Origin of the sequence: Thiomicrorhabdus sp. ZW0627, assembly GCF_029767005.1 — a bacterium.
Taxonomy (GTDB): Bacteria; Pseudomonadota; Gammaproteobacteria; order Thiomicrospirales; family Thiomicrospiraceae; genus Thiomicrorhabdus.
This window is the reverse complement of sequence record NZ_JARUQR010000001.1, coordinates 825,615-851,112: the sequence shown is the minus strand read 5'-3', so window position 1 is coordinate 851,112 and position 25,498 is coordinate 825,615. Positions and strand designations below refer to the sequence as shown.

Sequence of the window (25,498 nt, the reverse complement as noted above, 5' to 3'; positions counted from 1 at the left end):
AAATGGAGTTCATCACGCAGATTCTGCGATGAACTCGGCTTTATAGGTCTGGTAGTGCTGACGCAGGTGTCGCCACATGGCACCAGGCTTGCCATCTCCTACCGGCTTACCATCCAGTTGTGTGACCGGGACAGCTTCTTTGGTGGAGCTGGTCAGCCAGATCTCATCGGCTTCCTGTAAGTCTGTCAGGGTTAACTCTTTCTCGATGAAAGGTATATGGTGTCCCTTTGCCACTTTTTCAATCACGGTACGTGTAACGCCCGGAAGCAGTTTGTTGCCGTTAGGCGGCGTGATCAAATTGCCGTCTTTGACAATGAATACATTGCTTGCCGTACCTTCCGAGATGGTGCCGTCGCGCGAGATCAGGATAGCATCGTCCGCCCCTTGCTGTTTGGCGGCCAGTTTCATCATGACGTTGGGTAGCAAGGTCAGAGCCTTGATGTCACAACGTAACCAGCGGATGTCATCCAGCGTAATCGCTTTGATGCCGTTTTCAACAATCTTGGCATCAAGTGGCTTCAACGGATTGGTATAAGCGTAAACCGTAGGCGTGATGCACTCTTCCGGCATGTGATCGCGCTTCATCTGAATACCGCGGGTCACCTGTAGGTAAATGAACTGGTCATCCCAAGGATGCTTTTCCACCAAGCCTGTCAGTAACGCGAACCACTCTTCGTCAGTCAAAGGATTGGCAATGCCAATCGCCTGCAAGCTGTTTTTGAGTCGTTGAAGGTGGCTTTCCCAAGCAAACAGTTTTTTGTGATAAACCGGGATGACTTCGTAAACTCCATCCCCGAAAAGAAAACCACGATCCTGCGTGGAAATCTTCGATTCGGCCATCGGCAGATATTCGCCGTTGAGGTAGACAATCTGCTGCATGACCGGAGATTCATTTTGACTCATTGAGTAACGTTTCCTAAACAGGTGGCTGGCGCCACAAATTAACCTTAATTTAATTAATCAAGAAAGCTGAACAACGAGCTGAACGTGCGTTTGATCTGATCGATCAGCTTTTTGAAGAACGAACCTTCTTCCACATTAGAAAGGGCAACCAAAGGTTGTTCAGCGATGACTTCACCGTTCAATGAAACCTGTAGTTCTCCAAGAGGCTGGTTGGTTTCAATCGGAGCGATGATTTCCGGCTCCAAAGTAGTTTCGATCTTCAGATCTTTATACTGACCACGTGGAATGGTGACATAAAGATCGTGTGCCAAGCCGACGCCCAGAATGTCCTTGCTGCCTTCCCAGACCGTGACATCGTTCAAACGCTGCTGGGCTTTGTATAGTGGATGGGTTTCAAAGAAACGGAAACCGTAGTTCAACAGTTTCTGGCTTTCCTGAACACGTTTTTCCATGCTGTTGGTGCCCAATACCACGCTAATCAAGCGCATATTGTCGCGCTTGGCGGATGAGACAAGGCAGTAACCGGCTGTCTCGGTATGTCCAGTTTTCAGGCCGTCAACGGTTGGATCCTGCCACAACAGTTTGTTACGGTTGTACTGAGTGATTCCGTTATAGGTGAATTTTTTCTCGGAGTACCATTTGTACTCTTCCGGGAATTTTGAGATCAACGCTTTGGTTAGAATGGCCAGGTCATGCGCTGTGGTGTAATGATCCGGATTAGGCAGGCCTGTCGCATTCATGAAGTGGGTGTGCTCCATCCCCAATGCTTTGGCATATTTGTTCATCAACTGGGCAAACACTTCTTCGCTGCCGGCAATGTGTTCGGCCAAGGCGACACTGGCGTCGTTACCCGATTGAATCACCATCCCTTTGATCAGGTCGCGAACCGATACCTGTTTGCCCACTTCGATGAACATTTTTGAACCAGGCATTTTCCAGGCTTTTTTACTGATGGTGACCATCTCGTCCATGCTCATGTTGCCGTTCGTCAATTCGTTGATGACGACGTAACCGGTCATGATTTTGGTCAGACTGGCCGGCTCAATGCGCTGGTTGGCGTCTTTTTCCGCTAGCACCTTACCGCTGTCGAAATCGATCAGCAGATGAGAGGTTCCCGCTATTTGCGGTGCCGACGGAACGACGTGCGGAATCACCGGTGCAGGCAGGGGTTGAGGAGCCGCCTGAACGAACAGAGGAGTTAATAGTAAAAAAAGAAGCATGAATCGAGATCTAAGTGTTTGCATAATCATCCACTGTGCTCTGTTTAAAAGCGTTTTAATGTTAAAAGGGTTTGACTCTTAAGCGCGCCAAATAAGGCTATTTCCTTGAGTGGGTTAATTTACCATATTCTTATATAAATCGAAATGACCTAGGCCGTTTAGATTTAATTGGACAGCATTTTTTTATGAGTGTGAATCGACATTAAAATACCGAAACTGATCATCAGAGTGACCAATGCACTACCGCCGTAACTCATCAATGGTAACGGAAGGCCAACGACAGGCAGTAGCCCACTCACCATGCCTATGTTGACGAAGACGTAGACGAAAAGTGTCATCATCAGGCTGGATGCGATCAGACGCGTGAAGTTGTCTTGTGCCTGTGAGGCGATGTAGAGGCCTCGTGCGATAACGAACACGTACATGCTGAGTAGAATGATGACCCCGATCAATCCGAACTCTTCGGACAGAACCGAAAAGATGAAGTCGGTGGTGCTTTCCGGCAAGAAGTCGAGGTGCGCCTGAGTGCTGCCCATAAAGCCTTTGCCTTCAATTCCGCCGGAACCGATGGCAATTTTGGACTGGATGATATGGTAACCGCTGCCTAGCGGGTCGGATTCCGGGTTGAGGAAGGTCAGGACACGCTGTTTTTGGTAGGCGTGCATGAAGTGCCAGACAATCGGCAAGCTGACAAGGGTGGTTGCAATGGCACCGAAGATAATTTTCCATGGCAGGCCTGCGAAGAATAGTACGAATAGCCCACTCATGGCGATTAATAGCGAGGTTCCCAGATCAGGTTGGACAACAATCAGTCCGGCCGTGAGCGCGATCAGTCCGGCGCCGACGAGCAAGCGTCTGTAACTGGGGGGAAGGGTGGAGTGAGCGAACAGCCAGGCCACCATCATTGGCAGTACCAGTTTCATCAATTCCGACGGCTGGAAACGAATCGGCCCCAGATTCAGCCAGCGTTGTGCTCCTTTACCGATGTCTCCGAACAGGATGACGGCAATCAGCATCAGGATGCCGAGTATGAACAGCCATGGGGTGAACAGGTAGAGTATGTTGGGTGGAATCTGAGCGAATACCAACAGTAGGGTCAGTGCGAAGCCGATGCGTATCAGGTGACGGTAGGTGACGTTAATGTCACCGCCAGATGCGCTGTAGACCAGCAGGGTACTGCCGGCCAGCAACATCAGAATGCCCAGTAACAGCCAGCCGTCGATATGCAGGATGTCGAGGAGTCCTTTGTTCTTGCGGTATACGTTATCAGATTGTGGAATGGTGATTTTCATGGTTCGGCATCTGTCTGTATAAGTTATGGAGTGTGTTCAAGGTATTTCTTGATCACATCGACGCCCATCGGCGCAGCTGTACGGCTACCGCTTCCACCGTTTTCAACAATCACGGCGACGGCAATTTTAGGGTCGTTCAATGGGGCGAAACCGATGAAAAGCGAGTGGTCGTGCAGGGACTTGTCGATGTTTTCGGCTTCATAGTCGCTTTCGTTCAGGCTGAATACCTGGGCAGTTCCGGTTTTACCAGCCATTTTAAACGGAAGTCCGACACCGTGTCTGCGAGCCGTTCCTCTCGCTCCATGCATGACGTTGCGCATCGCCTTGATGACGCGTTCCCAGTTTTTGATGTCTTTGATTTCGATTTGCTTGGGTGGTTCCAGTTCGGCGCTTCTCAGCAGGTGCGGTTGAATGATCTTTCCACCATTTGCCAAAATGGCAGTCGCTTTCGCGAGTTGAACCGGAGTGGCCAGGTTGTAACCTTGACCGATCGAACTGATGATGGTCTCGCCTCGATACCAAGGAAGGTCTTTGGTTTCACGTTTCCATTTTTGGGAAGGCAGTATTCCTTTAGACTCTCCGGGAATATCAATGCCGGTTAAAGAGCCGAATCCGAAAGGCGCCATGGAGTCGTGAATGGTATCGATGCCCATATCCAGGCTCAACTCATAAAAATAGGTATCGCATGACTGAGTGATGGCATCTTCCATGTCCATTAGCCCGTGTCCGGTGCGTTTCCAGTCGCGGTAACGATGCCCCATGTATTCAAAGTAGCCGGGATCGTAAATCTTTTTGTTCGGGGAGATGATGTTTCTTTCGATGGCTCCTAATGCAACGAACGGTTTGATGGTTGAGCCGGGAGGGTATTTACCGTTGATTCCACGGTTGATAAAAGGCTTGTTCGGGTTTTTCAACAGGGCTCTATAGGAGGCCTGGTCGATTCCATCGACAAACAGGTTCGGGTCGAAGGTCGGAACGCTGACGTATGCGAGCACTTCACCGTTTTTGGGGTCGATGGCGACAATCGAACCTCGTTTGTGGTTTTTGAACAGGGATTCGGCATACTGTTGCAGTTTGATGTCCAGTGTTAGCTGAATGTCTTCACCGGGGATGGACGGAGTGGTTTCGAGTTTGCGCAGGACGCGGCCGCGGGCATTTGTCTCCACTTGCTGGATGCCGGGTTTGCCGTGCAGTTTGTCCTCATAATAGCGTTCAATTCCGAGTTTTCCTATGACGTCGGTACCGCGGTAGTCGCTTTCGTTAAGATTGGTCAGCTCTTTCATGTTGATGCGGCCGACATAGCCGATTGCATGGACGCCGGTCGCACCGAATGGGTAGGTTCGTTTTAGACGTGCAGTCAGTACGACGCCCGGAAGGTCATAACTTTGGACTGCAAATTGCGCCGCTTCCTTTTCGGTGAGGCTATAGGGTAGAAGAATGGTTTTTGAACGACTGGTCTTTTTAAGCTTTTCGAAGAACTTATCGCGTCGTTCTTCCGTGAAATCAGGCAGAAGTTCAGCTATCTTTTTCTGGACAAGATCCATATCCTCGATTTTTTCACGGGTGAACTTCAAGGTGAAAACCGGTTGGTTATCGGCTAGCAGGATGTGATTCCGGTCGTAGATTTTCCCTCGTGTAGGGGGGATGGTTTCCACCGAAATTCGGTTGTCTTCGGCCATCAGATGATAGCGTTCGAAGTCGAACCATTGGAGATAAGCCATGCGGCCAATGAGCACAGAGAACAACGCCAGCACGAAGAACATTGCAAAGATAAGGCGGTTTCGGAACAGGCGTTTCTCGCTAAAAGCTTCCGCATCGCTGTTGAACTCTAAGTGTTCATGCATGATGAACCCCTAAGCGGTAATCAGTCTTTGAGTCACCCAACGTAGGCTGAGTGCCAGGATCGGCCAGGCGATTAAACTGGTGAAAGGCATAAGCCAATATTCGATTTTCTGATCCGAATCAAGTGTGGGCGAGAACATCACATAAGAGATGAACTGGTAGGCCATAAGGTAGAAAATGATGACGAACGCCTGCTGAAGCACCGAGTGCGATCGGAACAAAAGTCGGTAACGCAACATGATGAAGGTGATGACGATCAAAATCAGCGAATGGGCACCGAGTGTTGTGCCATATAAGGCGTCCAGAAACAGACCTAGCAGGAATGCCGATAGGAAATGGGTGTTTTTTAGGAACTGTGCGCTCCAGTACATTAAAAACATGAGCGTGAAAGACGGTGCGAGTAGGTTTGCGTCCTGCATACTCATCATCGTATCAAGAGTCAGCCCGAGGAAATAGGTGATCAGAACCAGCCAGCGCGCCTGTGAGAATTCGAGATCGATAAAGCGGTCAGTCATTTTGAATCTTCTTCTTTTCCGAGGTCAATATCAAGACCTTATGCGCCTGTCGGGAATTCGCTACTGGGGTGGCGATGACTTCCAGATAGGGTTCGCCTTCAACTTCGTTGATCTGGTTGACTTTAGCCACTGGGTAACCTGCCGGGAAAACATCTCCCAGTCCTGAGCTTTCAATCAGGTCGCCGACTTGTACCGAACTGTTTTTGGGAATGAACGACAGGGTGACTGAATCGTGACCGGTTCCTGTGAGGATTCCACGTTGCCCGGTACGCTGGATACGCACAGGGATTTGGTGGTCCGGGTCGGTAATCAACAGTACCCGTGACGTAGTCAAAGTGGTCTGGACGATCTGTCCCATGATTCCTTGTTCGTCGATCACGACCTGTTTTTCAGCGACCTTGTCCAACTGTCCCTTGTTTAGAGTGATGAACTGGGAAAGAGGGTTGCTGCTGAAAAACGTGACGGTTGCGATCTGTACGCTTTGCCCGTCCATTTTACCGGTTGTACCAAGCAGACCTTCCAAGCGTGAAATTTCCAATTCCATGTTGGTGTATTGCTGCATCTTGGCTTTGAGCAACAAAATTTCGGTTTTGAGTTTCTGGTTTTCGAGTTTGAGCTCGTCCATTGAGGTGAAGTCGGTGGTCACCAGGACATAGAACTGTTTTGGAAGGGAAGCGGCCTGTTCGATTGGGTTCAGGGTGGTAAGGAGCACGCTTCGGAAGCTGCCCATCAACTTGCCGTAATGGTCGGCGGCCATTAACGCGATAGCAAGAATAAATGCAATGACGAATTGCACTCCTTCTTGTTGCGGTGAAGATGCGTTAAGGTTGATGACTCAATCTCCCAAGTCGTTGAATGCCCGGATCTCGCAAACGACGTTGTTGTGGAATCCGGGCGGTGTTGTTACAGCCGGAAATTATTCGAACGAGAAAAGATCCAGGCCTTTTTCGTCCATAAGTTCTAGAGCGCGTCCGCCTCCGCGAGCAACACAGGTCAACGGATCGTCGGCGATGATGACCGGAATACCGGTCTCTTCCGAAAGCAGTGTGCTCAGGTTGCGTAACAGGGCACCACCACCGGTCAATACGATTCCGTGTTCAGCGATGTCTGCGCCCAATTCAGGCGGCGTGTTTTCCAAAGCGGTACGAACTGCGCTTACGATTGCTGAAAGCGGTTCTTGAAGCGCTTCAAGCACTTCGTTGCTATTCAGAGTGAAGCGGCGAGGAACGGCTTCGGCAATGTTGCTACCGTGCACTTCCATGGTTTCCGGTTCTACTTCGTGATAAGCGGTACCAATGGTCTTTTTAATCTTCTCGGCAGTGGTTTCACCGATGACCATACCGTAGTTACGGCGTACATATTTGATGATGGCGTCGTCGAAACGGTCACCACCGACTTTAACCGAGTCGGACCAGACAATACCGTTCAGGGATAGGGTAGCGACTTCCGTTGTACCACCACCGATATCGACAACCATGGATCCGGTTGGTTCGCTAACCGGCATACCGGCACCGATCGCAGCCGCCATAGGCTCTTCGATCAGGTATACTTCACGCGCTCCGGCACCCGCCGCAGATTCGCGGATGGCACGGCGTTCAACTTGTGTTGAACCGCAAGGTACACAGACAAGCACACGTGGACTTGGCTGGAAGAACTTGGCTTCGTGAACCTTACGGATGAAAGCCTGTAACATTTTTTCGGTTACTTCGAAGTCGGCGATGACGCCGTCTTTCATTGGACGGATGGTTTGAATGTCTTGGTTTTCTTTACCCAGCATCAGTTTTGCGTTTTCACCTACTGCAACGATTGAGCGGCTGCTGGATCCGCGACGGTTGTTGCGGATGGATACTACTGAGGGTTCGTTTAATACCATGCCTTTTCCACGCACATAGATCAGCGTGTTGGCAGTTCCCAGGTCGATAGAAAGGTCGTTTGAAAAAAGTCCCATTAATTTGCGAAACATGAAGTCGAGTCCTTGAAAAATAGGCAAAAATTAATCCAGTTATTCTATACCAACTTATCCTGTTTAAGTAGAAAAAAATGGGAAACATTTTCTAAAAAAAACTTATCCACTTAGAAACAGTTTTTTTGCGTTTATAAGCGCCAGATTTTATTGATGTTTTGTGCCGTTGGGCACGGTTTTGACGAATCCTAAAAAAGCCTATTTCTCTTTAGTGAAACCTTAAAATGTGGTATTTTACTCGGTTAAATTTTATTGAGATGTTTCGGTCTTGTTTTGGTTGCAAATGTTTTGCGTCAAGCGGCCGGAACGAATCGTCAGAATCCGATTAGGAGAAAGGTGTGTCTTTAGGAAAAACGGAAGTCGAATATATTTCTCGTTTAGCGGCCATCGCGGTTGAAGAGAATGAGGTGGATCAGGTTGCGGCGAAGCTTTCCAATATTTTGGATTTGTTCAAGCAAATGGAAGCGGCGGACACGGAAGGTGTCGATCCGATGGCGCATCCATTGGATCAGGTGCAGCGTTTGCGTGCGGACGTGGTGACCGAAGTGGATCAGCATGAGAAGCTGCAATCCATCGCACCTTCGGCTGAGAACGGACTGTATCTAGTCCCACAAGTAATTGAGTGAGTGAAGTTTTAAAATGCACAATTTAACCATTAAACAGATGAGTGAAAAGCTGCATGCAGGTGAAATTACCAGTGTGCAATTGACACAACATTATTTAGACCGTATTTCGAAATACGACGCTGAACTCAATGCTTATGTAACCGTGACTCCTGAATTGGCGATTGCTATGGCGGAAGAGGCCGATAAGATGTTGGCTTCCGGTGAAGCGGGGCTGTTGACCGGGATTCCGGTCGCCCATAAAGACATTTTCTGTACCGACGGAGTCAAGACATCTTGTAGTTCCAAGATGCTTGATAACTTCATCGCACCTTACGATGCGCACGTGGTGACCCAGTTGAAGAAAGCAGGCATGCCGATTCTGGGTAAGACCAATATGGATGAATTCGCCATGGGGTCTTCGTCGGAGAGCAGTTATTACGGGCCGACCAAGAACCCGTGGGATCATAAAGCGGTTCCGGGCGGTTCTTCCGGTGGAGCAGCGGCGGTGATCGCAGCCGGTTTGGCGCCGATGGCGACCGGTACTGATACCGGTGGTTCGATCCGACAGCCAGCTTCTTTCTGCGGGATTACCGGAATCAAGCCGACCTACGGTTCGGTTTCGCGTTTTGGTATTGTCGCTTATGCATCAAGTTTCGATCAGGCCGGACCAATGACGCGTTCGGCGGAAGATTCTGCCTGGATGTTGAATGCCATGGCCGGATTCGATGAGCGTGATTCGACTTCTTTGCAGCGTGAAGCGGTGGATTATGCGGCCGATTTGGGTCAATCATTGAAAGGGCTTAAGGTCGGTGTACCTGCCGAGTATTTCGGTGAAGGTCTGGATGCGGACGTAGAAGCGGTTGTCCGCAACGCCATCGCCGAAGTTGAGAAACTGGGTGCCGAAGTGGTGGAAGTCCACTTGCCGAACAAAGATTTGGCGGTTCCTTCTTACTATGTATTGGCGCCGGCCGAAGCCTCTTCAAACCTGTCTCGTTTTGACGGCGTGCGTTTCGGTTACCGTTGTGAAAATCCAAAAGATTTGCAGGACCTTTATAAGCGATCTCGTTCTGAAGGATTCGGTGCCGAGGTTAAGCGACGTATCATGGTTGGAGCCTATGCGCTTTCCGCCGGTTATTACGACGCTTACTATTTGAAAGCTCAGAAGTTGCGCCGCATGGTACGTGACGATTTCACCAAGGCGTTCGAGTCTTGTGACGTAATCATGGGGCCGGTTGCACCGACGCCTGCATTTAACATCGGTGAGAAGACCGACGATCCGACCAGCATGTATCTGGCAGATTTGTACACCATTCCGGTAAACCTGGCAGGCCTGCCAGGAATTTCGGTTCCGGCTGGTTTTGTAAACGACCGTCCTGTAGGGCTACACATCGTGGGTCCTTATTTTAGTGAAACCAAACTGTTGAATATTGCTCACCAATATCAACAAGTGACTGACTGGCACACCCGTATGCCGGCACAATATCAATAAGGCAGGGAGAGTTTACAGAATGAGTTGGGAAGTCGTAATTGGTTTGGAGATTCACGCGCAGCTGACTACAAACACCAAGATATTTTCAGGATCTTCGATCGCCTATGGCGCAGAGCCGAATACCCAGGCCTGCCCGATTGATGTTGGAATGCCGGGTATGTTGCCGGTACTGAACGAAGCGGTCATTGGTAAGTCGGTCATGCTAGGATTGGCATTGAATGCCGAAATCGGCCGTAAATCGGTGTTTGACCGTAAGAACTATTTTTATCCTGATTTGCCGAAAGGTTATCAAACCTCGCAGTTCAATTATCCGATTGTCGGTAAGGGAACGCTTGAGATTGAAGTGGACGGCGTCAAGAAGACCATTGGAGTGACTCGTGCACACTTGGAAGAAGATGCCGGTAAGTCGATTCACGGTGCGGTGCCTGGACAGACAGGGATCGATTTGAACCGTGCAGGAACTCCGTTGTTGGAAATCGTTTCAGAGCCGGATTTGTCTTCGGCGAAAGAGGCGGTGGCCTATGCCCGTAAGATGCACGAGTTGGTGCAGTATTTGGGGATTTGTGACGGGAACATGCAGGAAGGTTCTTTCCGTGTGGATTCGAACGTTTCGGTGCGTCGCCCGGGCGAGCCATTGGGTACGCGTGCAGAGTTGAAGAACATCAACTCGTTCCGTTTCATTGAAAAAGCAATCGAATTCGAGATCGAACGCCAGATTGAATTGTTGGAAAGCGGTGGGCAGGTTGTGCAGGAAACCCGTCTGTACGATTCCGAGAATGACGTGACCCGTTCGATGCGAACCAAGGAAGAAGCAAACGATTACCGTTATTTCCCTTGTCCGGATCTGTTGCCGGTAGTCATCACCGAGGAAACCATCGAAGCGATCAGCGCCTCGATGCCGGAATTGCCGGACGCCAAGCGTGCACGTTACGTGGCGGATTTTGGATTGAGCGATTACGATGCAGGTGTATTGACCGGGTCTCGTGACATGGCGGAATTCTTCGAGTCTGTGGTCGAGAAGACTGGTGGAAAAGACATCAAGTTGTGTGCGAACTGGATGATTACCGGTTTCTCGGGCGCCTTGAATAAAGACGGTTTGAGCGTCAAGGATGCGCCGGTTACTGCCGATATGATGGCTGGCATGTTGAATCGTATCAGCGACAACACCATTTCCGGCAAGATCGCCAAGCAAGTATTTGATGCGATGTGGAACGGTGAAGGTTCTGCGGATGAGATCATCGAAAGCAAAGGCCTGAAGCAGATCACCGATACTGGTGCGATTGAGGCTCTGGTTGATGAAGTGCTGGCGAACAATCCGTCTCAAGTCGAAGCCTATAAAGGCGGACAGGAGAAGATGTTGGGGTATTTCGTCGGTCAGATCATGAAGGCTTCCGGCGGCCAGGCCAACCCGGGTCAGGTTAACCAGATACTGAAAGCCAAGTTGAGCGATTAAGCAAAATGGAGAGGCCTGTTCAGTTTGAACGGGCCTTTTTTTTGATGAAAAAATCGTGAATGAAAGACTTGAAAGGTTATAAAAAAACCTTATAGTTACGATATATCGATTTGATCGTTAGTAATCGATCGTTAGCTACACACCTTCATCAAGGAGAAAAACATGAAGCGTATTGGTTTATTCATATTAACAAACATTGCGATTATCGCAGTCATCTCGATTGTGCTGATGGTTTTGAGCGCAATGGGTGTCAATGTATCTTCTCTACAGTCTGACGGCCGTGGGTTGGATTACACTGGTCTATTTACGTTTGCAATGGTAATCGGTTTTGCCGGTTCATTTATCTCTTTGGCGATGTCTAAGTGGATGGCGAAGCAGACGACCGGTGCACAAGTTATTACTTCGCCTCGCAATGCCGATGAACAATGGTTGCTTGAAACGGTTCAGCGCCAGGCTCAAAAAGCCGGTATCAAGTGTCCGGAAGTTGCAATCTACGATGGTGCGGCACCGAATGCGTTCGCAACCGGTATGACCAAGAACAGTTCTTTGGTTGCGGTTTCGACCGGATTGCTGCGCAACATGCGCCGTAACGAAGTGGAAGCGGTACTAGGACATGAAGTGGCTCACGTTGCAAACGGTGACATGGTGACCATGGCGTTGTTGCAGGGTATCGTAAACACCTTCGTTATCTTCTTTGCACGTATTGCAGGGCACTTTGTCGACCGCGTTATCCTTAAGAACGAAGAAGGTCACGGTATCGGTTATTTCGTAGCGTCGTTCATCTTCGAAATCCTGTTCGGTATTTTGGCAAGTATGATCACCATGTGGTTCTCGCGTAAGCGTGAATTCCATGCGGATAACGGTGGTGCCTATTTGGCCGGTAAGGAAAACATGATTGCGGCTCTTGAGCGTCTACAATCGATGACTCCGGGAGAATTGCCTGACCAGTTGGCAGCGTTCGGTATCTCTGATTTCAAGAGCAAGATGGGCGCGGCTTTCTCTTCGCATCCTCCTCTTGCTGATCGTATCGCAGCATTGAAAGCGACACCTCAGTCCGAGTTGCAGATCGCTTAATTTCAAGCGTATCGCTAAGTATAAAAAAGCCCCGAAATTGGGGCTTTTTTTATGCCCGGCATTTGAAGGTAAATGCCGGTTGAACCGATTGTGGAACTCGTTATTCTCCGGTTCCGAAGTTGTCGACGACGTAGTCGATGTCTTTGTCACCACGTCCTGAAAGGTTGATCAGGATGGTGGCTCCAGGGTTATCTTGAGCATGCTTCATTGCCCAAGCAACCGCATGCGAACTTTCCAATGCAGGAATGATGCCTTCAAGACGGCAGAGCTTGTAAAACGCATCCAATGTTTCGTCGTCGGTGACCGCATGGTAATTTACTTTCCCGATAGTTTTCAGGTAAGAGTGTTCCGGTCCGACGCCCGGATAGTCCAAACCGGAAGCAATGGAGTGCACAGGTGCCGGATTACCTTCTTCGTCTTCCAGAACCAGACATTTAAAGCCGTGGATCATTCCAGGCTTGCCGTAAGTCATGGTTGCCGAGTGCTCACCTAGGTTTGTTCCACGCCCTAAAGGTTCAACACCGTTGAGACTAACGTTCTCGTCGTCCATAAAACCGGCAAACATCCCCATGGCGTTGGAACCACCACCCACGCACGCACCGACCTGATCTGGAAGCTCTCCGGTCATTTCAAGGAATTGTTCGCGAGATTCATGGCCAACTACCGATTGGAAGTTACGTACCATGAGTGGGAACGGATGGGGGCCGACTACGGATCCGATCGCAAATAAAGCGGTGTCGGCTTGAGGAACGTAAGATTGGAAAGCCGAATCGACAGCTTCTTTCAAACTGCGTCCGCCGAAAGAAACCGGCACGACAGTGGCACCCATCAATTTCATACGTGTGACGTTCGGTGCTTCTTTAGCGATGTCGATTTCACCCATGTGAATTTCGCATTCCAATCCAAAGTAGGCCGCAGCCGTCGCCAGAGCCACACCGTGTTGTCCGGCACCAGTTTCGGCAATCAGTTTGGTTTTACCCATATGTTTCGCCAATAAAGCCTCGGCCATGCAGTGATTCAGTTTGTGTGCACCGGAGTGGTTAAGGTCTTCACGTTTTAAATAGATGTGCGCACCGTATTTTTTGCTCAGGTTATGAGCATAGTAGACCGGAGTTGGACGGCCTTGATAATGTTTGCGGATGTATTTGAGTTCGTTCAAGAAATCTGCCGAACGCCCTAATTCCATGTAGGCCTTATTGATCTCTTCAAAATGAGGGATCAGTTCTGGTGGTAAAAAAGCGCCGCCAAAATCCCCAAAATAACCCTCTTGATTGGGGAAGTTTTTCAAATAGGACATTCATTTTTCTCCTGTGATTATTTGTTGTTTATTACGCAGGATTAAGAATACACCGAATTGTTTTGTGATTGAACCTTCAGGTTTGAAAATGCTTTTTTAAAGATGTTTTAAAGAATGAATTTTTGTTCCGCAAGGGCATTTTTAATTTTAAATTTTATTTTTTTCAAAAAAAACCATCACGTTTCAAATCAAATTGACCTATGAATTCGTTCGTTATGTGTAAGGCCTGAAAAGCCCTTATTTACTGGTGTTACGGAAATTTTAGCGAAGTCTGATTTTCTTCATTCATAGAGAATCTTCAATAAATTCTATCGTTTCTTTCAATTAGTCAATAGACCATGAACTTTTCTAAGATTGCACTCGAATTCAATTCAACTCCCAAATAAAGGAGAGCATATTTATGGCAAGTAAAACGTTTGACGCTGGTGTACAGGATTACCAGCTGACATATTGGACACCGGACTACACTCCTCTAGATACAGATCTATTGGCTTGTTTCAAAGTTGTCCCTCAAGAGGGTGTTCCGCGTGAAGAAGCAGCAGCGGCTGTTGCAGCAGAATCATCAACCGGTACTTGGACGACAGTTTGGACTGACTTGTTGACAGACATGGAGTTCTACAAGGGGCGTGCATACCGAATCGAAGACGTACCTGGTGATAAGAACGCATTTTACGCATTTATCGCTTACCCGCTAGATCTTTTTGAAGAAGGTTCTGTTGTTAACGTACTGACTTCTTTGGTTGGTAACGTATTCGGGTTTAAGGCAGTTCGTTCACTACGTTTGGAAGATATCCGTTTCCCGATCGCATTCATCAAAACTTGTGGTGGGCCACCGGCAGGGATTCAGGTAGAGCGTGACAAGTTGAACAAATACGGTCGTCCTATGTTGGGTTGTACGATCAAGCCGAAACTTGGTTTATCTGCAAAGAACTATGGCCGCGCGGTTTATGAGTGTCTTCGCGGTGGTCTGGATTTGACCAAAGATGACGAAAACATCAACTCTCAACCATTCCAGCGCTGGCAGAACCGTTTCGAGTTTGTTGCGGAAGCGGTAGATAAAGCAACGGCGGAAACCGGTGAGCGTAAAGGTCACTACCTGAACGTAACGGCAGGTACGGTCGAAGAGATGTTGAAACGTGCCGAGTTCGCTAAAGAGCTAGGTCAGCCTATCATCATGCACGACTTCCTGACAGCTGGTTTCACTGCAAACACGACTTTGGCTAACTGGTGTCGTGATAACGGTATGTTGCTGCACATTCACCGTGCGATGCACGCTGTAATCGACCGTAACCCTAACCACGGTATTCACTTCCGTGTATTGGCTAAGTGTCTGCGTCTATCCGGTGGTGATCACCTGCATACAGGTACAGTTGTAGGTAAGTTGGAAGGTGACCGTGCTTCTACGCTAGGTTTCGTTGACCAGCTTCGTGAATCATTCGTACCAGAAGATCGTTCACGTGGTGTTTTCTTCGATCAGGATTGGGGTTCAATGCCTGGTGTTATGGCGGTTGCTTCCGGTGGTATCCACGTATGGCACATGCCTGCACTGGTTAACATCTTTGGTGACGATTCCGTTCTTCAGTTTGGTGGTGGTACACAAGGTCACCCAGGCGGTAACGCAGCTGGTGCGGCAGCAAACCGTGTGGCCCTAGAAGCTTGTGTTAAAGCACGTAACGAAGGTCGTGACCTGGAAAGAGAAGGTGGAGATATCTTGAGAGACGCTGCTCGTAACAGCAAGGAACTGGCAGTTGCTCTGGACACTTGGAAAGAGATCAAGTTCGAATTCGATACCGTTGACAAATTGGATGTGGGCTAAGAGCCCCCCTTTATTTGAATGAATCCTAACAGAATAAGGAGATAAAGATGTCAATGCAAACAGATGATTACCGTACACAGTACACGCTGGAAACCTTCTCGTTCCTTCCGGAATTGAATGCGGATGAAGTTTACGACCAGATCGTTTACATCATCAACCAAGGTTGGACTCCGGCACTTGAACATGAAGATCCGTCAAATGCGGCGGCTCATTACTGGGGTATGTGGAAGCTACCAATGTTTGGTACACGTGATCCAAATGAAGTATTGGCTGAGCTGGACGCATGTCGTCAAGCTTACCCAAATCACTTGATTCGTTTGATTGGTTATGACAACTACACTCAGTGTCAAGGACACAACTTTGTAGTTTACCGTCCTCGTGGAATGTAATTCACACGGACAACAAAACGAATAACGAGTGATTAAACGAGTCATAAAGACGAAATAGGAGGCTTTAGCATGAGTGTAAACAATGCTCAAAGTGGTCGAGCCGCAGCCATTGCGCGCCGCAAAGCTCAGGTGAATGGAAAAGGTGCTCAAGCATCTGCTGCTCCGGCAGCAATGCGCCAGCCAGCACCTGCTCCAGAGCCTGTTGTGGCGACAGCTCCTGCTCCTTCTCAGCCGTCTCGTCCTCGTCGTGAAGTTTCTGTTGCAACGGCGCCTTCCCCGGCGTCAGCAGCGGGACGTAACGCGGCGAAAATGAAGAGACAGCAGCAGAAAAACGGGAAAAATGCAGCTGAAGCGGCAAAGCCAATGCCTCACCCTAAGGCAAAAGCAAAGCAGAAGTCTGAAGAGCCGATTGTTGAACCTCGTCAAGCAAAGGCTGAAAAGCCGGTCGCAAGACAGAATCGACGAACAGTGGTGAAGCCTGAAACAGCCGTACAGTCTAACGGTCGACTTCAGTCGAAGGCGTATCGTCAGGCACAGGCTAAAGGTAAAGTCGGACAAACTGCATTCAAGTCTAAGGGCGGTAGTCAGTCAGGCGCCAAAGCGAAGTTAGCCAACCCGGACGCTTCGACACGCGAAATTGCCAAACAAGTTCGCGCAGAGAAATGTTCACGTGGCAAAGTCTGTTCACCAGGCAGTTCGCGACCAACTCGTCCACCAAGAAACACGGAATTACCTCAAAAAGTGGGTGAGTCTGAAACCCTAAGTGGTCAAACCGTTTCCGGGACGCAAGTCGGTCAGGGCGAAAAGAAAATGACAGGTGCTGAAACCGGTGCATGTCAACTGGTCAGTGGTACCGAGTATTTAGGTGCGGAAGAGTTTAACAAAAACTGTGACGCTCAACCGTCTGCAAAACCGGCGAAAGTGACACAAACACAGACCACTCGCGGTCAAAGTGTGAGCGGAACTTCGGTGGGTCGAGCAGAGAAGATGACTGGTAATGAGACCGGAACGTGTTCCGCCGTTACCGGTACCGACTATCTGCCGGCTGATCAAAGCCAGATGTACTGTGGTGCGACGCCGACAAAAGCGAAACAAAGTGGTTTTTCGGTGATGTCCCAGTCGTCACAAAAGACTGGCGGCAAAATCACAGGTGGTGATAACCGTAAGTCACAATCGACGACAATTAAGCCGAAAATCCCGGCGCAAGGTAAAGCACCACAGAAGGTGATGCCTTCACAAACGACCAAAGGTAACACGACGACCGGCACTCAAGTTGGGCGACAGGAAGCGGTAACCGGCGGTGAGAAAGGTGCCTGTCAGTCTGTAACCGGTACTGGCTATCAGGGAGCTGAAGAAGTTAAGGCTTGCGGCAATCCGGTGCCGGAAACCGCCACGAAAGTGACGGCTTCAGGAACCGGTAGCGGACAGAAGGTAACCGGCGATCGCAGCGGTAGCTATTACGGCATGACCGGGGCGGAAGCAGGTGACTGTAAAGCGGTTACAGGAACCCCTTATACGGGTAGTGAGCAATTTCAATTTTGTTCAAAAGATGAACAGATCGAAGTTCAAGTTCGCCAGCGTCAGGGGAACAACCCTTCGATTTCAGGTGTCCAGCCAGGACCTATGGGATTGACGGGGGCTCAAAAAGGAGCTTGTGAACTGGTTACCGGAACTCACTATCAGGGTGCGGATCAAACATCGATGGTGTGTGACACCGTCAATGCAGCCGCACCGGGAGAGTCGGATTTTCCGATGATGATGGGTCAGGCTCAAGCTCAAGTTCAAGCGGCGCCGATGAGTGTTTCCGAACCAGTAATGGAACAGGGATCACGTATCACAGGTGACGGTTGGGATAGAGGTTCTAAAGTGACTGGAACTGACGGTCCTTGGGCGGCACAGCGTAATGCTTCGGTTCGTGGTGCGACAAGACAGTCGCCGATGGGAGCTGCACAGTTTACGCCTGGTGCCATGTCCGAAGTGCCTATGAGTCCGATTACCGGATCTTCCGGAAATACGGAAACAGGCGCGAAGGTGACGCTGTCAGGCGGCGCTAGAGCGTAAACAAACTAGCTGGAAATTAACTGAATATTGGGTGTTTTGATGAATCGTTTAAAAAGAAATCATCGTCAAAAGTCATTGTTTTGGAAACCGATTGCGCCAAACCCTAACTGGCAGCAACAAAATCCGACTGCTCATGGATCGGCTGCCGGCGAGGATGGATTGAACCAAGTTGTTGAATCCGTTCAGGCTCAAACGGTTCCGGCGATGACAACCACCCATGCTTTGGTTGATCCAACGCAAAATGAAAAGTTGCGCAAATATGAAGTGGATATCAAATCCCGTTTCGATGATATCGAAGCGGTTTTGAAAGACATTTTGACAAAGCGTGATCAGGTGAATTTTGTCAGTTGGGCGAACCAGCAGCTATCTGCAAAGTTGGGTGTGAGATTATCGGAGCAGGATTGGTTATCTGGATTGGAGCTGCAAGCTCAAAATCAGAAGGGCTTTCAGGCTTTGTATTCGAAAACCCTCTTTGCCCAATTTATGAGGATGTCGGAAGAGTTCTTCATTAAAGATCCGCTAGCGGGTCAGCAAAAACAGGAAGCAGAGTGCATCTTTAGAGAAGCAGGTTTCCATGCGGTCGGGATTGCACCATGTGCAGACGGACGTTTGGCGCACATTCTAAGTTATGTACTTCGTTTACCTTACGCCTTGGCAAGACGCAAGGCGCACGCAGGCGTCATGTTCGATGTCAGCGAAAGTGTTAGAAACTGGGTGTTTATCGAGCACACGAGATTTCGTGAAGGTCAGCCAAATTCGGCGGATGAACCGACACGATACTTAAAGATTGCGGTATATCACTTTTCCAAGTCCGATCCGACCCACCAGGGTTGCGCGGCACACGGGAGTGATGACCAGAAAGCGGCGGCAGCGGCTTTACAAAAACTGAAAGATTTTAAACAAGCAATTGAGAACCGTTTTGGTTGCGGTTCCACGGTACAGACCCTGTTGTTGGGTTTGAATACTGACGACGACAGCATGAAAGTCCATATTCCGAATGAGCGTGGCGATGTGTGTCTGAATCGTTATGTCGAAACAGACCAGTTGTATCAAGCCACAATGAACTTGTCGGCGATGGATGCCTGGCAAAAGGTGGAGAAAGCGATTCAGGTCAGCAACCTGGAAAAAGGTTCGACTGCGCCTCAACCGGAATTGGTCAAACTGATCAGCTGGTTAATTGGAAACAATTTTTCGCAGATTGCTTATGTAAACCAATATGAAAACGGTTGTTACCGAGATATCGGACACGCCGAGCGCTTTATTGGCGTAGGAAACGGTTTCGAAGAAGTTCAGCTGCGTAACCTGAGTTATTACAGCTACCTCGATACCGTCGAAGAAGGCGTGAATGATGTGGATGTGGGGATCAAGATCTTCAAAGGCTTGAATGTCAAAAAAGGTTTGCCGATCCCAATCATCATCCGTTGCGATTATGACGGTCGGGTTCCCGGATCGAAAGACCGGGCAGTAGCGAAAGCGGAGCGTATCGAAGCCGCGATTTACAACCGTTATCAAGAGTTGGCAACGTCCGGATGGATTCAGACGCTGTTGACCCTGAGAGATAACACAGGTCGCCAGCCTGCAGAAAAAATCCCGGGCCTGGCGGATATTGAAGCAAACAAAGCATCGGCTTGAGACAGGAGGTAAACAATGAAAATTTATCAGGTGGATAAAACCCTCGTTTCAACCAACCGGATCGCATCCATGGAGCATAAACCTTTATTGGTTGTGCGTGAAAAAGAGGGTGGAAGCCCTCAAGTTGCGGTCGATCCGGTCGGATGCAAGCCGGGAGACTGGGTGATTTGTTGCGGAAGTTCGGCAGCACGTGACGCAACCGGTGTCAAAGGGTATCCAAGTGATCTGACCATCGTTGGAATCATAGACAAATGGGAAGCGCCACAAAATGCAGATACTTCAAGTTAAACAACAACTGGTGTTGACCAGCCGCTTGGAAGACTTGGGGCATTTACCGCTCAAAGTCTTGGCAACGGATGGGGGTGAAATCTTTGTTGCGATGGATCCGATTGGAACCAAAGCGGGAGACTGGGTTTTTACCATCGCGAATTCTGCAGCCAGAGACGCTGCAGGTGATAAACGACTTTTAACGGATTTAACGGTTGGCGGCATCATCGATGATTGGCAACCAGAACAGGCTTAAGTTTTAAGTAAAAAGCTCAAAGGAGAAAGGTATGAGTAGTGAATATGGTATTGCTTTAGGCATGATTGAGACCCGTGGTTTGGTTCCGGCGATTGAAGCGGCGGATGCAATGACCAAGGCAGCGGAAGTACGTCTGGTTAGCCGTGAATTTGTTGGCGGCGGTTACGTCACAGTAATGGTTCGCGGTGAAACGGGTGCGGTAAACGCAGCGGTTCGTGCCGGAGCAGACGCTTGTGAACGCGTAGGTGATGGTCTGGTAGCAGCGCACATCATCGCACGTCCACACAAAGAAGTGGAACCTGTATTAACCATTGATCAGAAATAACCGATTTTAAATTAAGACTTTGCAAAAGGAGAAAGACCATGAGTAATGAATATGGAATTGCTTTAGGCATGATTGAGACCCGCGGTTTGGTTCCGGCGATTGAGGCGGCGGATGCAATGACCAAGGCAGCGGAAGTACGTCTGGTTAGCCGTGAATTTGTTGGTGGCGGTTACGTCACAGTAATGGTTCGCGGTGAAACGGGTGCGGTAAACGCAGCGGTTCGTGCCGGAGCAGACGCTTGTGAACGCGTAGGTGACGGTCTGGTAGCAGCGCACATCATCGCACGTCCACACAAAGAAGTGGAACCGGTGTTGACCATCGAACAGAAGTAATAGAACAACGGTCCAGAATTTCTCAAAACCATTAAGTGATCGGTTTTGAGGGATTCGAAGACCAGTCGGCTTGTATTTTAAGGAGAAAAGTTATGAGTGAATACGGGATTGCTTTAGGCATGATTGAGACCCGCGGTTTGGTTCCGGCGATTGAAGCGGCGGATGCAATGACCAAGGCAGCGGAAGTACGTCTGGTTAGCCGTGAATTTGTTGGTGGCGGTTACGTCACAGTAATGGTTCGCGGTGAAACGGGTGCGGTAAACGCAGCGGTTCGTGCCGGAGCAGACGCTTGTGAACGCGTAGGTGACGGTCTGGTAGCAGCGCACATCATCGCACGTCCACACAAAGAAGTGGAACCGGTGTTAACGATTGGCAGCAACTCTGCAGGCCGAAGCTAATATTGACGGGGGCTTATTTTAGCCCCTGCTAAACCAGGAGGGAGACATGCGTTATTCGTCCAGAATGCCAGGAAGCGTCATGCCGGGTGCCGGTGCATATCCTCAAATGCCTCAAGCGCAAACTGCTGTTTCCAACAGTCAAATCTTGGGGTATCTGGGACGGGCGCTGAGTTTGGAGTTTTCCGCTGGTCAGCATTATCTCGCACAGGCTTCGTTGGCAAAATTTCGTCACGAAATCTCTTACGCCGAAGGGTTTGTTACTTTGGCTAATGAAGAGTTTCAGCATGCGAATCTGATTACAGATCGCATGGTGGCCCAGGGTGCCTTACCTGCGGGAAGTGTTTTACGTCCAGCGGGCCCAGCCAACAATATTGCCGAAGCTCTAAGAAGTTGTGAAGAGCGGGAAATCGCCCTGATTCAACTTTATTCGGAAGCCTCTCAATATTGTGCCAATTTCGGTGCGCAGGAAGACTACGCCCTGTTTAACCGTCTATTGGAAGAAGAGCAGACACAATTGGTGAGAGTTCAGTCTTGGTTGGATGATTATTTCCAAACCTTAAGGCAGACTTATCAACCAAATAGGAGCTTTGTATGAATGAAAGATGGAAACTGAAAGATAAGCCGGCTTCAATGGAAGCCCGTTTTGAATTTGAAAGTTTTGAAACGTTAAGAACGTTTCTGGATGAGTTGGCAGAACAGGCCGATCGATTGGAACACCATCCAAATATTAGTTTTGGAAGAAGTCACGTGTCCGTGATTATTTACTCCAGAACGGAAGGATTGGAAGAAATCGATTTTAATCTAGCGAACGGCATAGATGAAGGATTCCATCGTGTAACGAACCATTCGCAAGGAGTATGTGCATGACAACACCGCAGGATACAAATAAAACGGCGGAGTCAACCGCTCAAAAAGAGGTTTCCGCCAAACAAGAAGTTGGCGGGACAAACAGCACAAAAAAAGCGGCCACAACACAAAAAACAAGTGTTCAAAAGTCGGGTTCCGCACAAAGCAAATCGACTTCAAAGGCCTCTTCGACTCCAGCAAGACGCTCAACCGCAGTCAAATCGGTCAAGCAACCGTCTAAGGAAAGTGTCTCTAAAGACACCTCTGTTGAATCAAAGCATATTGCTGATCAGGTAAAGGCATTCTCAAGCAGAAGAGTCTGGCCTGATTAGAAATATACCGTCTTAATTAGGCGTTCAAACCGGAAGTCTTAGCCTATTGGGCAGTGCCGGTTCTGCCCATCCTTTTTTTGATTTTAGATTCATGTTTCGTCATGAGGACGTTTGCTGTTTCATGTAAAAAGATACATTGATTCAAGTCTATAGCAAGAAGAGAAAACTCCAATTTCTCAAAATGGCCTAAATTCAATACCATGGAAATCACCTTAATAAACCTGCGTGTTCAACCTGAGTAAGGGAGAAGTGAACACGGAAACTGTTAAAGAGAGACCAGTCATGCAATGGTGTGAAGAAGAGTATGAAACAGAAGAGTGGAGTTTGAGCTTTGCCGAGACAGACAATCGGCAAGTTGAAGATAAGCCTCGAGTGCTCCTGGCTGAGGAAAGCAATGATAAGCGCATTCAGATCATACCCCCGGATTGCCTGGAGAAAGAGCTGATTGAAATCATGCAGGTGCTCGGGATTAAAGAATATACGCTCTACGATGTTAGGGAAAGTGACCAACTACAAGGTTCGTTGACAGGTAGCAATATCATGTTTGTGGCACAAGTGAAAAACAGTACGTTTTCTTTGTTGTTGGACGAGCTAAGCCAATACATTCAGAAAGGCCATGACTTGATGGTTTTCTCTTCGGATGTAGAAGTCATGACGCGTTTTAATTGAGAAGTAAGATGACGTCTCCGATTATTTTAGCAACAGCCAACCCCAACAAAGTAGAAGAGCTTGAACCCATGTTGAGTCGGGCGGGCATTGTGACAAAGCCTCAAACCGAATTCTTTCGTGAAGAAGCCATAGAAGATGGTTTAAGTTTTGTTGAGAATGCAATCATCAAAGCACGTTTTGCCAGTGAAAAAACCGGTTTGCCCGCGTTGGCGGACGACTCCGGCTTGGAGGTGGAAGCTTTGAACGGTCAGCCCGGAATCTATTCCGCCCGGTACGCCGGAACGGAGAATGGTTCGGAAGAGCAGAATTTGAAAAAATTATTGAGTGATATGGCTATGTTGCCGTATCCACAGAGACAGGCCCGTTATTCATGCGCGGTTGTTTATGTTAAGCATTCACGGGATCCGATGCCTTTGATTGGTATAGGGCATTGGTACGGTGAAATTTTGATGAAGCCTCGTACAGGCTTTGGTATTGGATACGATGATGTTATGTGGATTCCCGAATTAGTAAAAGCGGTTTCTGAAATCCCGTTTGAAGTTAAAAATCAGATTAGTCACAGGGCCCGTGCGGTCCAGTCTGTGATTAACCAGTTAAACCAGTCAACGGGAGTGTCGGGAAGATGATTGAGTTACGTACTTATGTGTTTCTTGACTCCCTTCAGCCTCAATTGGCTTCGTATATGGGGACGGCTTCGATGGGGTTTTTACCTGTGCCGGGAGACTCTTGTCTTTGGATAGAGGTGGCTCCGGGGATGGCGGTACATCGCCTGTCGGACGTTGCCTTAAAGGCTTCGAATGTCCGACTGGGTCAGCAGATAGTTGAGCGTGCTTACGGGTCAATGGTCATTCACCATAGAGATCAGAGTGACGTACAGGAAGCCGGTGAACATATTTTAAGACACTTGAATACACACGAGTATGACCGACAGCAGTGCGTTGTCATGTGGAGTGAGATTATTCGCGGAGTGACGCCGGATCACGCTACTTTGATCAATCGCGATAACCGTAAGGGGTCAATGATTCTACCCGGGCAAAGTATGTTTATTATGGAAACCGAACCGGCCGGTTACATTGTATATGCCGCAAATGAAGCGGAAAAAGCAGCTAATGTCACATTGGTTGAGGCCCGTGCGGTCGGTGCCTACGGACGTCTTTTAATGTGCGGAAAAGAGTCGGATATTACCGAAGCGGCCAGAGCCGCGAATGAAGCGCTTAAACGTTTAACATGCCGTGCGTCATGATAATTATTTGTACAGCCTATAAGTAACTATTTGTATAGATTTGTGTATAGGGAATGTATTATTATTTTCCGCAAGTAGTTGATTAATAAATTAATAAAGATTTAAGTTATGAGTGAACAACAACCTATTCAACAACCGAAAAACTTTTTAATAAGGCACGCATCGTTGCGCCAGATTCAGGTGTTTGAATCGGTTGCGCGTAACCTCAGTTTTACCAAAGCGGCCGAGGAACTCTACCTGACACAGCCAACGGTTTCGTCCCAGGTGAAAAGTCTGGCGGAGGCGATCGGCATGCCGCTTTACGAGCAGGTTGGACGGAAAATCTTTCTGACCGAAATCGGCGAGGAAGTTGCCTGTAGTTGCCGGGATGTCATTAACCAGTTTTCTAATCTGGAGATGAAGCTTGATGATTATCGGGGCATGACCCGAGGTCGCCTTCGTGTGGCGGTTATGACGACGGCCAAATATTTCATGCCGTTGGCACTGGGTAATTTCTCAAAAAAATATCCGGATATCGATTTGGATTTAACGATTGCTAACCGTAATACCCTTTTACATCGGATTAAACGCAATCTGGATGATATCTATATTTTGGGACAGATTCCTCCAAGTGATCTTGATTTGGAGGTCATTCCGTTTGCCCCTAACCCGTTGGTAATCATTGCCAACAGCCAGAATGAATTGGTCGGCAAAAAGGTGACGCTCAAGCGCTTGTCGAAAGAGCCTTTTATTATGCGTGAAGAGGGTTCAGGTATCCGTTCGGCGGTCGAAAATGCGTTTGAAGCCAAGGGTCTAAAGGTCAATGAGAGGTTGACCTTGAAAAGTAACGAGGCGATCAAACATTGCGTCGCCGGGGATCTTGGCGTGGCCTGTGTTTCCAAGCACGCACTGTACTTGGAAAAGGAGCATGGTCCGATCTCTGAATTGGATGTCGAGGGCTTTCCGATCCAAAAACAGTGGAACATTGTCTATCCGCGAGGTAAGGAACTTTCGATCATCGCTCAGGAGTTTTTAAACTTTTTGAGAAAATCGGGAGAAGAGTTCATTCACCTGTAATTCAGAGTGCGTTTTTCACTATTTGAAAAGCGCATTTCTGATCCAAATTAACTGCTCTTTTTAGCCGCGAGGCATGTGTGTCACGGCGGTGGCATTTGCCAATCTTTGTTTGTGTCTGTTAAGTCTTTAAGCCCTTTATTTACGGGCTTTTCTGGGTTCTGAGCCCCTCTTTAAAAAACCATTCCGTATAGTCTATAGGTCGTATTCGATTTACCAATTTTTC

General features: G+C 48.6%; 28 protein-coding genes. 20 read left to right on the top strand and 8 right to left on the bottom strand.

Annotated elements, in window-relative coordinates; all coding sequences use genetic code 11:
- Nucleotides 1-12: 12 nt before the first annotated feature.
- From QCB45_RS04095 to QCB45_RS04065, 7 genes are all read right to left on the bottom strand, one after another.
- Nucleotides 13-903, bottom strand: a complete 891-nt coding sequence (locus QCB45_RS04095) for a D-amino acid aminotransferase (protein ID WP_279419510.1) — start codon at nt 901-903, stop codon at nt 13-15.
- A gap of 53 nt (nt 904-956) precedes the next feature.
- Nucleotides 957-2,147: a D-alanyl-D-alanine carboxypeptidase gene (locus tag QCB45_RS04090; protein ID WP_279419509.1), complete on the bottom strand. Its 1,191-nt coding sequence runs from the start codon at nt 2,145-2,147 to the stop codon at nt 957-959.
- Nucleotides 2,148-2,287: 140 nt separating this feature from the next.
- Nucleotides 2,288-3,415, bottom strand: coding sequence for a rod shape-determining protein RodA (gene rodA, locus QCB45_RS04085; RefSeq protein WP_279419507.1), 1,128 nt, complete (start codon nt 3,413-3,415; stop codon nt 2,288-2,290).
- Between the two features lie 23 nt (nt 3,416-3,438).
- Entirely contained in the window at nt 3,439-5,259 is a 1,821-nt protein-coding gene (mrdA, locus tag QCB45_RS04080) for a penicillin-binding protein 2 (RefSeq protein WP_279419506.1), read from the bottom strand.
- 9 nt (nt 5,260-5,268) lie between these two features.
- Complete coding sequence (mreD, locus tag QCB45_RS04075; protein ID WP_279419503.1) at nt 5,269-5,772, bottom strand: rod shape-determining protein MreD; 504 nt, start codon at nt 5,770-5,772, stop codon at nt 5,269-5,271.
- Complete coding sequence (gene mreC, locus QCB45_RS04070; RefSeq protein ID WP_279419501.1) at nt 5,765-6,568, bottom strand: rod shape-determining protein MreC; 804 nt, start codon at nt 6,566-6,568, stop codon at nt 5,765-5,767. The genes mreD and mreC overlap by 8 nt, the downstream gene beginning before the upstream one ends.
- Before the next feature lie 120 nt (nt 6,569-6,688).
- The gene (locus QCB45_RS04065) at nt 6,689-7,735 is read right to left on the bottom strand and encodes a rod shape-determining protein (protein ID WP_279419498.1); all 1,047 of its coding nucleotides are present in this window, start codon (nt 7,733-7,735) and stop codon (nt 6,689-6,691) included.
- A gap of 338 nt (nt 7,736-8,073) precedes the next feature.
- On the opposite strand from QCB45_RS04065, the gene gatC reads away from it, so the two are divergent.
- The 4 genes from gatC to htpX all read left to right on the top strand — a co-directional run bounded on the left by gatC (nt 8,074) and on the right by htpX (nt 12,356).
- Nucleotides 8,074-8,361, top strand: coding sequence for an Asp-tRNA(Asn)/Glu-tRNA(Gln) amidotransferase subunit GatC (gene gatC / locus QCB45_RS04060; RefSeq protein WP_279419496.1), 288 nt, complete (start codon nt 8,074-8,076; stop codon nt 8,359-8,361).
- Between the two features lie 13 nt (nt 8,362-8,374).
- Nucleotides 8,375-9,829 carry an Asp-tRNA(Asn)/Glu-tRNA(Gln) amidotransferase subunit GatA gene (gene gatA, locus QCB45_RS04055; RefSeq protein WP_279419495.1) on the top strand — a complete coding sequence of 485 codons (1,455 nt, stop codon included), beginning with the start codon at nt 8,375-8,377 and terminating at the stop codon, nt 9,827-9,829.
- 19 nt (nt 9,830-9,848) lie between these two features.
- Entirely contained in the window at nt 9,849-11,282 is a 1,434-nt protein-coding gene (gene gatB, locus QCB45_RS04050) for an Asp-tRNA(Asn)/Glu-tRNA(Gln) amidotransferase subunit GatB (RefSeq protein WP_279419492.1), read from the top strand.
- Nucleotides 11,283-11,444: 162 nt separating this feature from the next.
- Nucleotides 11,445-12,356, top strand: coding sequence for a protease HtpX (gene htpX, locus QCB45_RS04045; RefSeq protein WP_279419489.1), 912 nt, complete (start codon nt 11,445-11,447; stop codon nt 12,354-12,356).
- A 100-nt stretch (nt 12,357-12,456) separates the two neighbouring features.
- Here the strand turns inward: htpX and trpB are convergent, their stop codons facing one another.
- Nucleotides 12,457-13,653, bottom strand: coding sequence for a tryptophan synthase subunit beta (gene trpB, locus QCB45_RS04040; protein ID WP_279419487.1), 1,197 nt, complete (start codon nt 13,651-13,653; stop codon nt 12,457-12,459).
- A gap of 400 nt (nt 13,654-14,053) precedes the next feature.
- Here trpB and QCB45_RS04035 point away from each other — a divergent pair, with 400 nt between their 5' ends.
- The 16 genes from QCB45_RS04035 to QCB45_RS03960 all read left to right on the top strand — a co-directional run bounded on the left by QCB45_RS04035 (nt 14,054) and on the right by QCB45_RS03960 (nt 25,275).
- Nucleotides 14,054-15,469 (top strand): form I ribulose bisphosphate carboxylase large subunit, encoded by a 1,416-nt coding sequence (locus tag QCB45_RS04035; RefSeq protein WP_279419485.1) that lies wholly within the window; start codon nt 14,054-14,056, stop codon nt 15,467-15,469.
- Between the two features lie 47 nt (nt 15,470-15,516).
- Nucleotides 15,517-15,858 (top strand): ribulose bisphosphate carboxylase small subunit, encoded by a 342-nt coding sequence (locus QCB45_RS04030; RefSeq protein ID WP_279419484.1) that lies wholly within the window; start codon nt 15,517-15,519, stop codon nt 15,856-15,858.
- A gap of 69 nt (nt 15,859-15,927) precedes the next feature.
- Entirely contained in the window at nt 15,928-17,919 is a 1,992-nt protein-coding gene (locus QCB45_RS04025; RefSeq protein ID WP_279419481.1) for a CsoS2 family carboxysome shell protein, read from the top strand.
- 39 nt (nt 17,920-17,958) lie between these two features.
- Complete coding sequence (locus tag QCB45_RS04020; protein WP_279419478.1) at nt 17,959-19,551, top strand: carboxysome shell carbonic anhydrase; 1,593 nt, start codon at nt 17,959-17,961, stop codon at nt 19,549-19,551.
- Between the two features lie 15 nt (nt 19,552-19,566).
- Complete coding sequence (locus QCB45_RS04015; RefSeq protein WP_279419477.1) at nt 19,567-19,839, top strand: carboxysome peptide A; 273 nt, start codon at nt 19,567-19,569, stop codon at nt 19,837-19,839.
- Nucleotides 19,820-20,074 (top strand): carboxysome peptide B, encoded by a 255-nt coding sequence (locus QCB45_RS04010; protein WP_279419476.1) that lies wholly within the window; start codon nt 19,820-19,822, stop codon nt 20,072-20,074. Before QCB45_RS04015 ends, QCB45_RS04010 begins: the two co-directional genes overlap by 20 nt.
- 31 nt (nt 20,075-20,105) lie before the next feature.
- Complete coding sequence (locus QCB45_RS04005; protein WP_279419471.1) at nt 20,106-20,399, top strand: BMC domain-containing protein; 294 nt, start codon at nt 20,106-20,108, stop codon at nt 20,397-20,399.
- A gap of 38 nt (nt 20,400-20,437) precedes the next feature.
- Nucleotides 20,438-20,731 carry a BMC domain-containing protein gene (locus tag QCB45_RS04000; RefSeq protein ID WP_279419465.1) on the top strand — a complete coding sequence of 98 codons (294 nt, stop codon included), beginning with the start codon at nt 20,438-20,440 and terminating at the stop codon, nt 20,729-20,731.
- A 92-nt stretch (nt 20,732-20,823) separates the two neighbouring features.
- Complete coding sequence (locus QCB45_RS03995) at nt 20,824-21,129, top strand: BMC domain-containing protein (RefSeq protein ID WP_279419464.1); 306 nt, start codon at nt 20,824-20,826, stop codon at nt 21,127-21,129.
- Between the two features lie 46 nt (nt 21,130-21,175).
- Complete coding sequence (locus QCB45_RS03990) at nt 21,176-21,724, top strand: ferritin-like domain-containing protein (protein ID WP_279419463.1); 549 nt, start codon at nt 21,176-21,178, stop codon at nt 21,722-21,724.
- Nucleotides 21,721-21,996, top strand: coding sequence for a 4a-hydroxytetrahydrobiopterin dehydratase (locus QCB45_RS03985; RefSeq protein WP_279419461.1), 276 nt, complete (start codon nt 21,721-21,723; stop codon nt 21,994-21,996). The genes QCB45_RS03990 and QCB45_RS03985 overlap by 4 nt, the downstream gene beginning before the upstream one ends.
- The gene (locus QCB45_RS03980) at nt 21,993-22,307 is read left to right on the top strand and encodes a hypothetical protein (RefSeq protein WP_279419459.1); all 315 of its coding nucleotides are present in this window, start codon (nt 21,993-21,995) and stop codon (nt 22,305-22,307) included. Before QCB45_RS03985 ends, QCB45_RS03980 begins: the two co-directional genes overlap by 4 nt.
- A 249-nt stretch (nt 22,308-22,556) precedes the next feature.
- Complete coding sequence (locus QCB45_RS03975; RefSeq protein WP_279419458.1) at nt 22,557-22,976, top strand: hypothetical protein; 420 nt, start codon at nt 22,557-22,559, stop codon at nt 22,974-22,976.
- An 8-nt stretch (nt 22,977-22,984) separates the two neighbouring features.
- On the top strand, nt 22,985-23,602 hold the full coding sequence (gene rdgB, locus QCB45_RS03970; protein ID WP_279419457.1) for an RdgB/HAM1 family non-canonical purine NTP pyrophosphatase: 618 nt from the start codon (nt 22,985-22,987) through the stop codon (nt 23,600-23,602).
- On the top strand, nt 23,599-24,219 hold the full coding sequence (locus tag QCB45_RS03965; RefSeq protein ID WP_279419454.1) for a BMC domain-containing protein: 621 nt from the start codon (nt 23,599-23,601) through the stop codon (nt 24,217-24,219). Before rdgB ends, QCB45_RS03965 begins: the two co-directional genes overlap by 4 nt.
- Nucleotides 24,220-24,327: 108 nt before the next feature.
- Nucleotides 24,328-25,275: a LysR family transcriptional regulator gene (locus tag QCB45_RS03960; RefSeq protein ID WP_279419450.1), complete on the top strand. Its 948-nt coding sequence runs from the start codon at nt 24,328-24,330 to the stop codon at nt 25,273-25,275.
- Nucleotides 25,276-25,498: the final 223 nt, after the last annotated feature.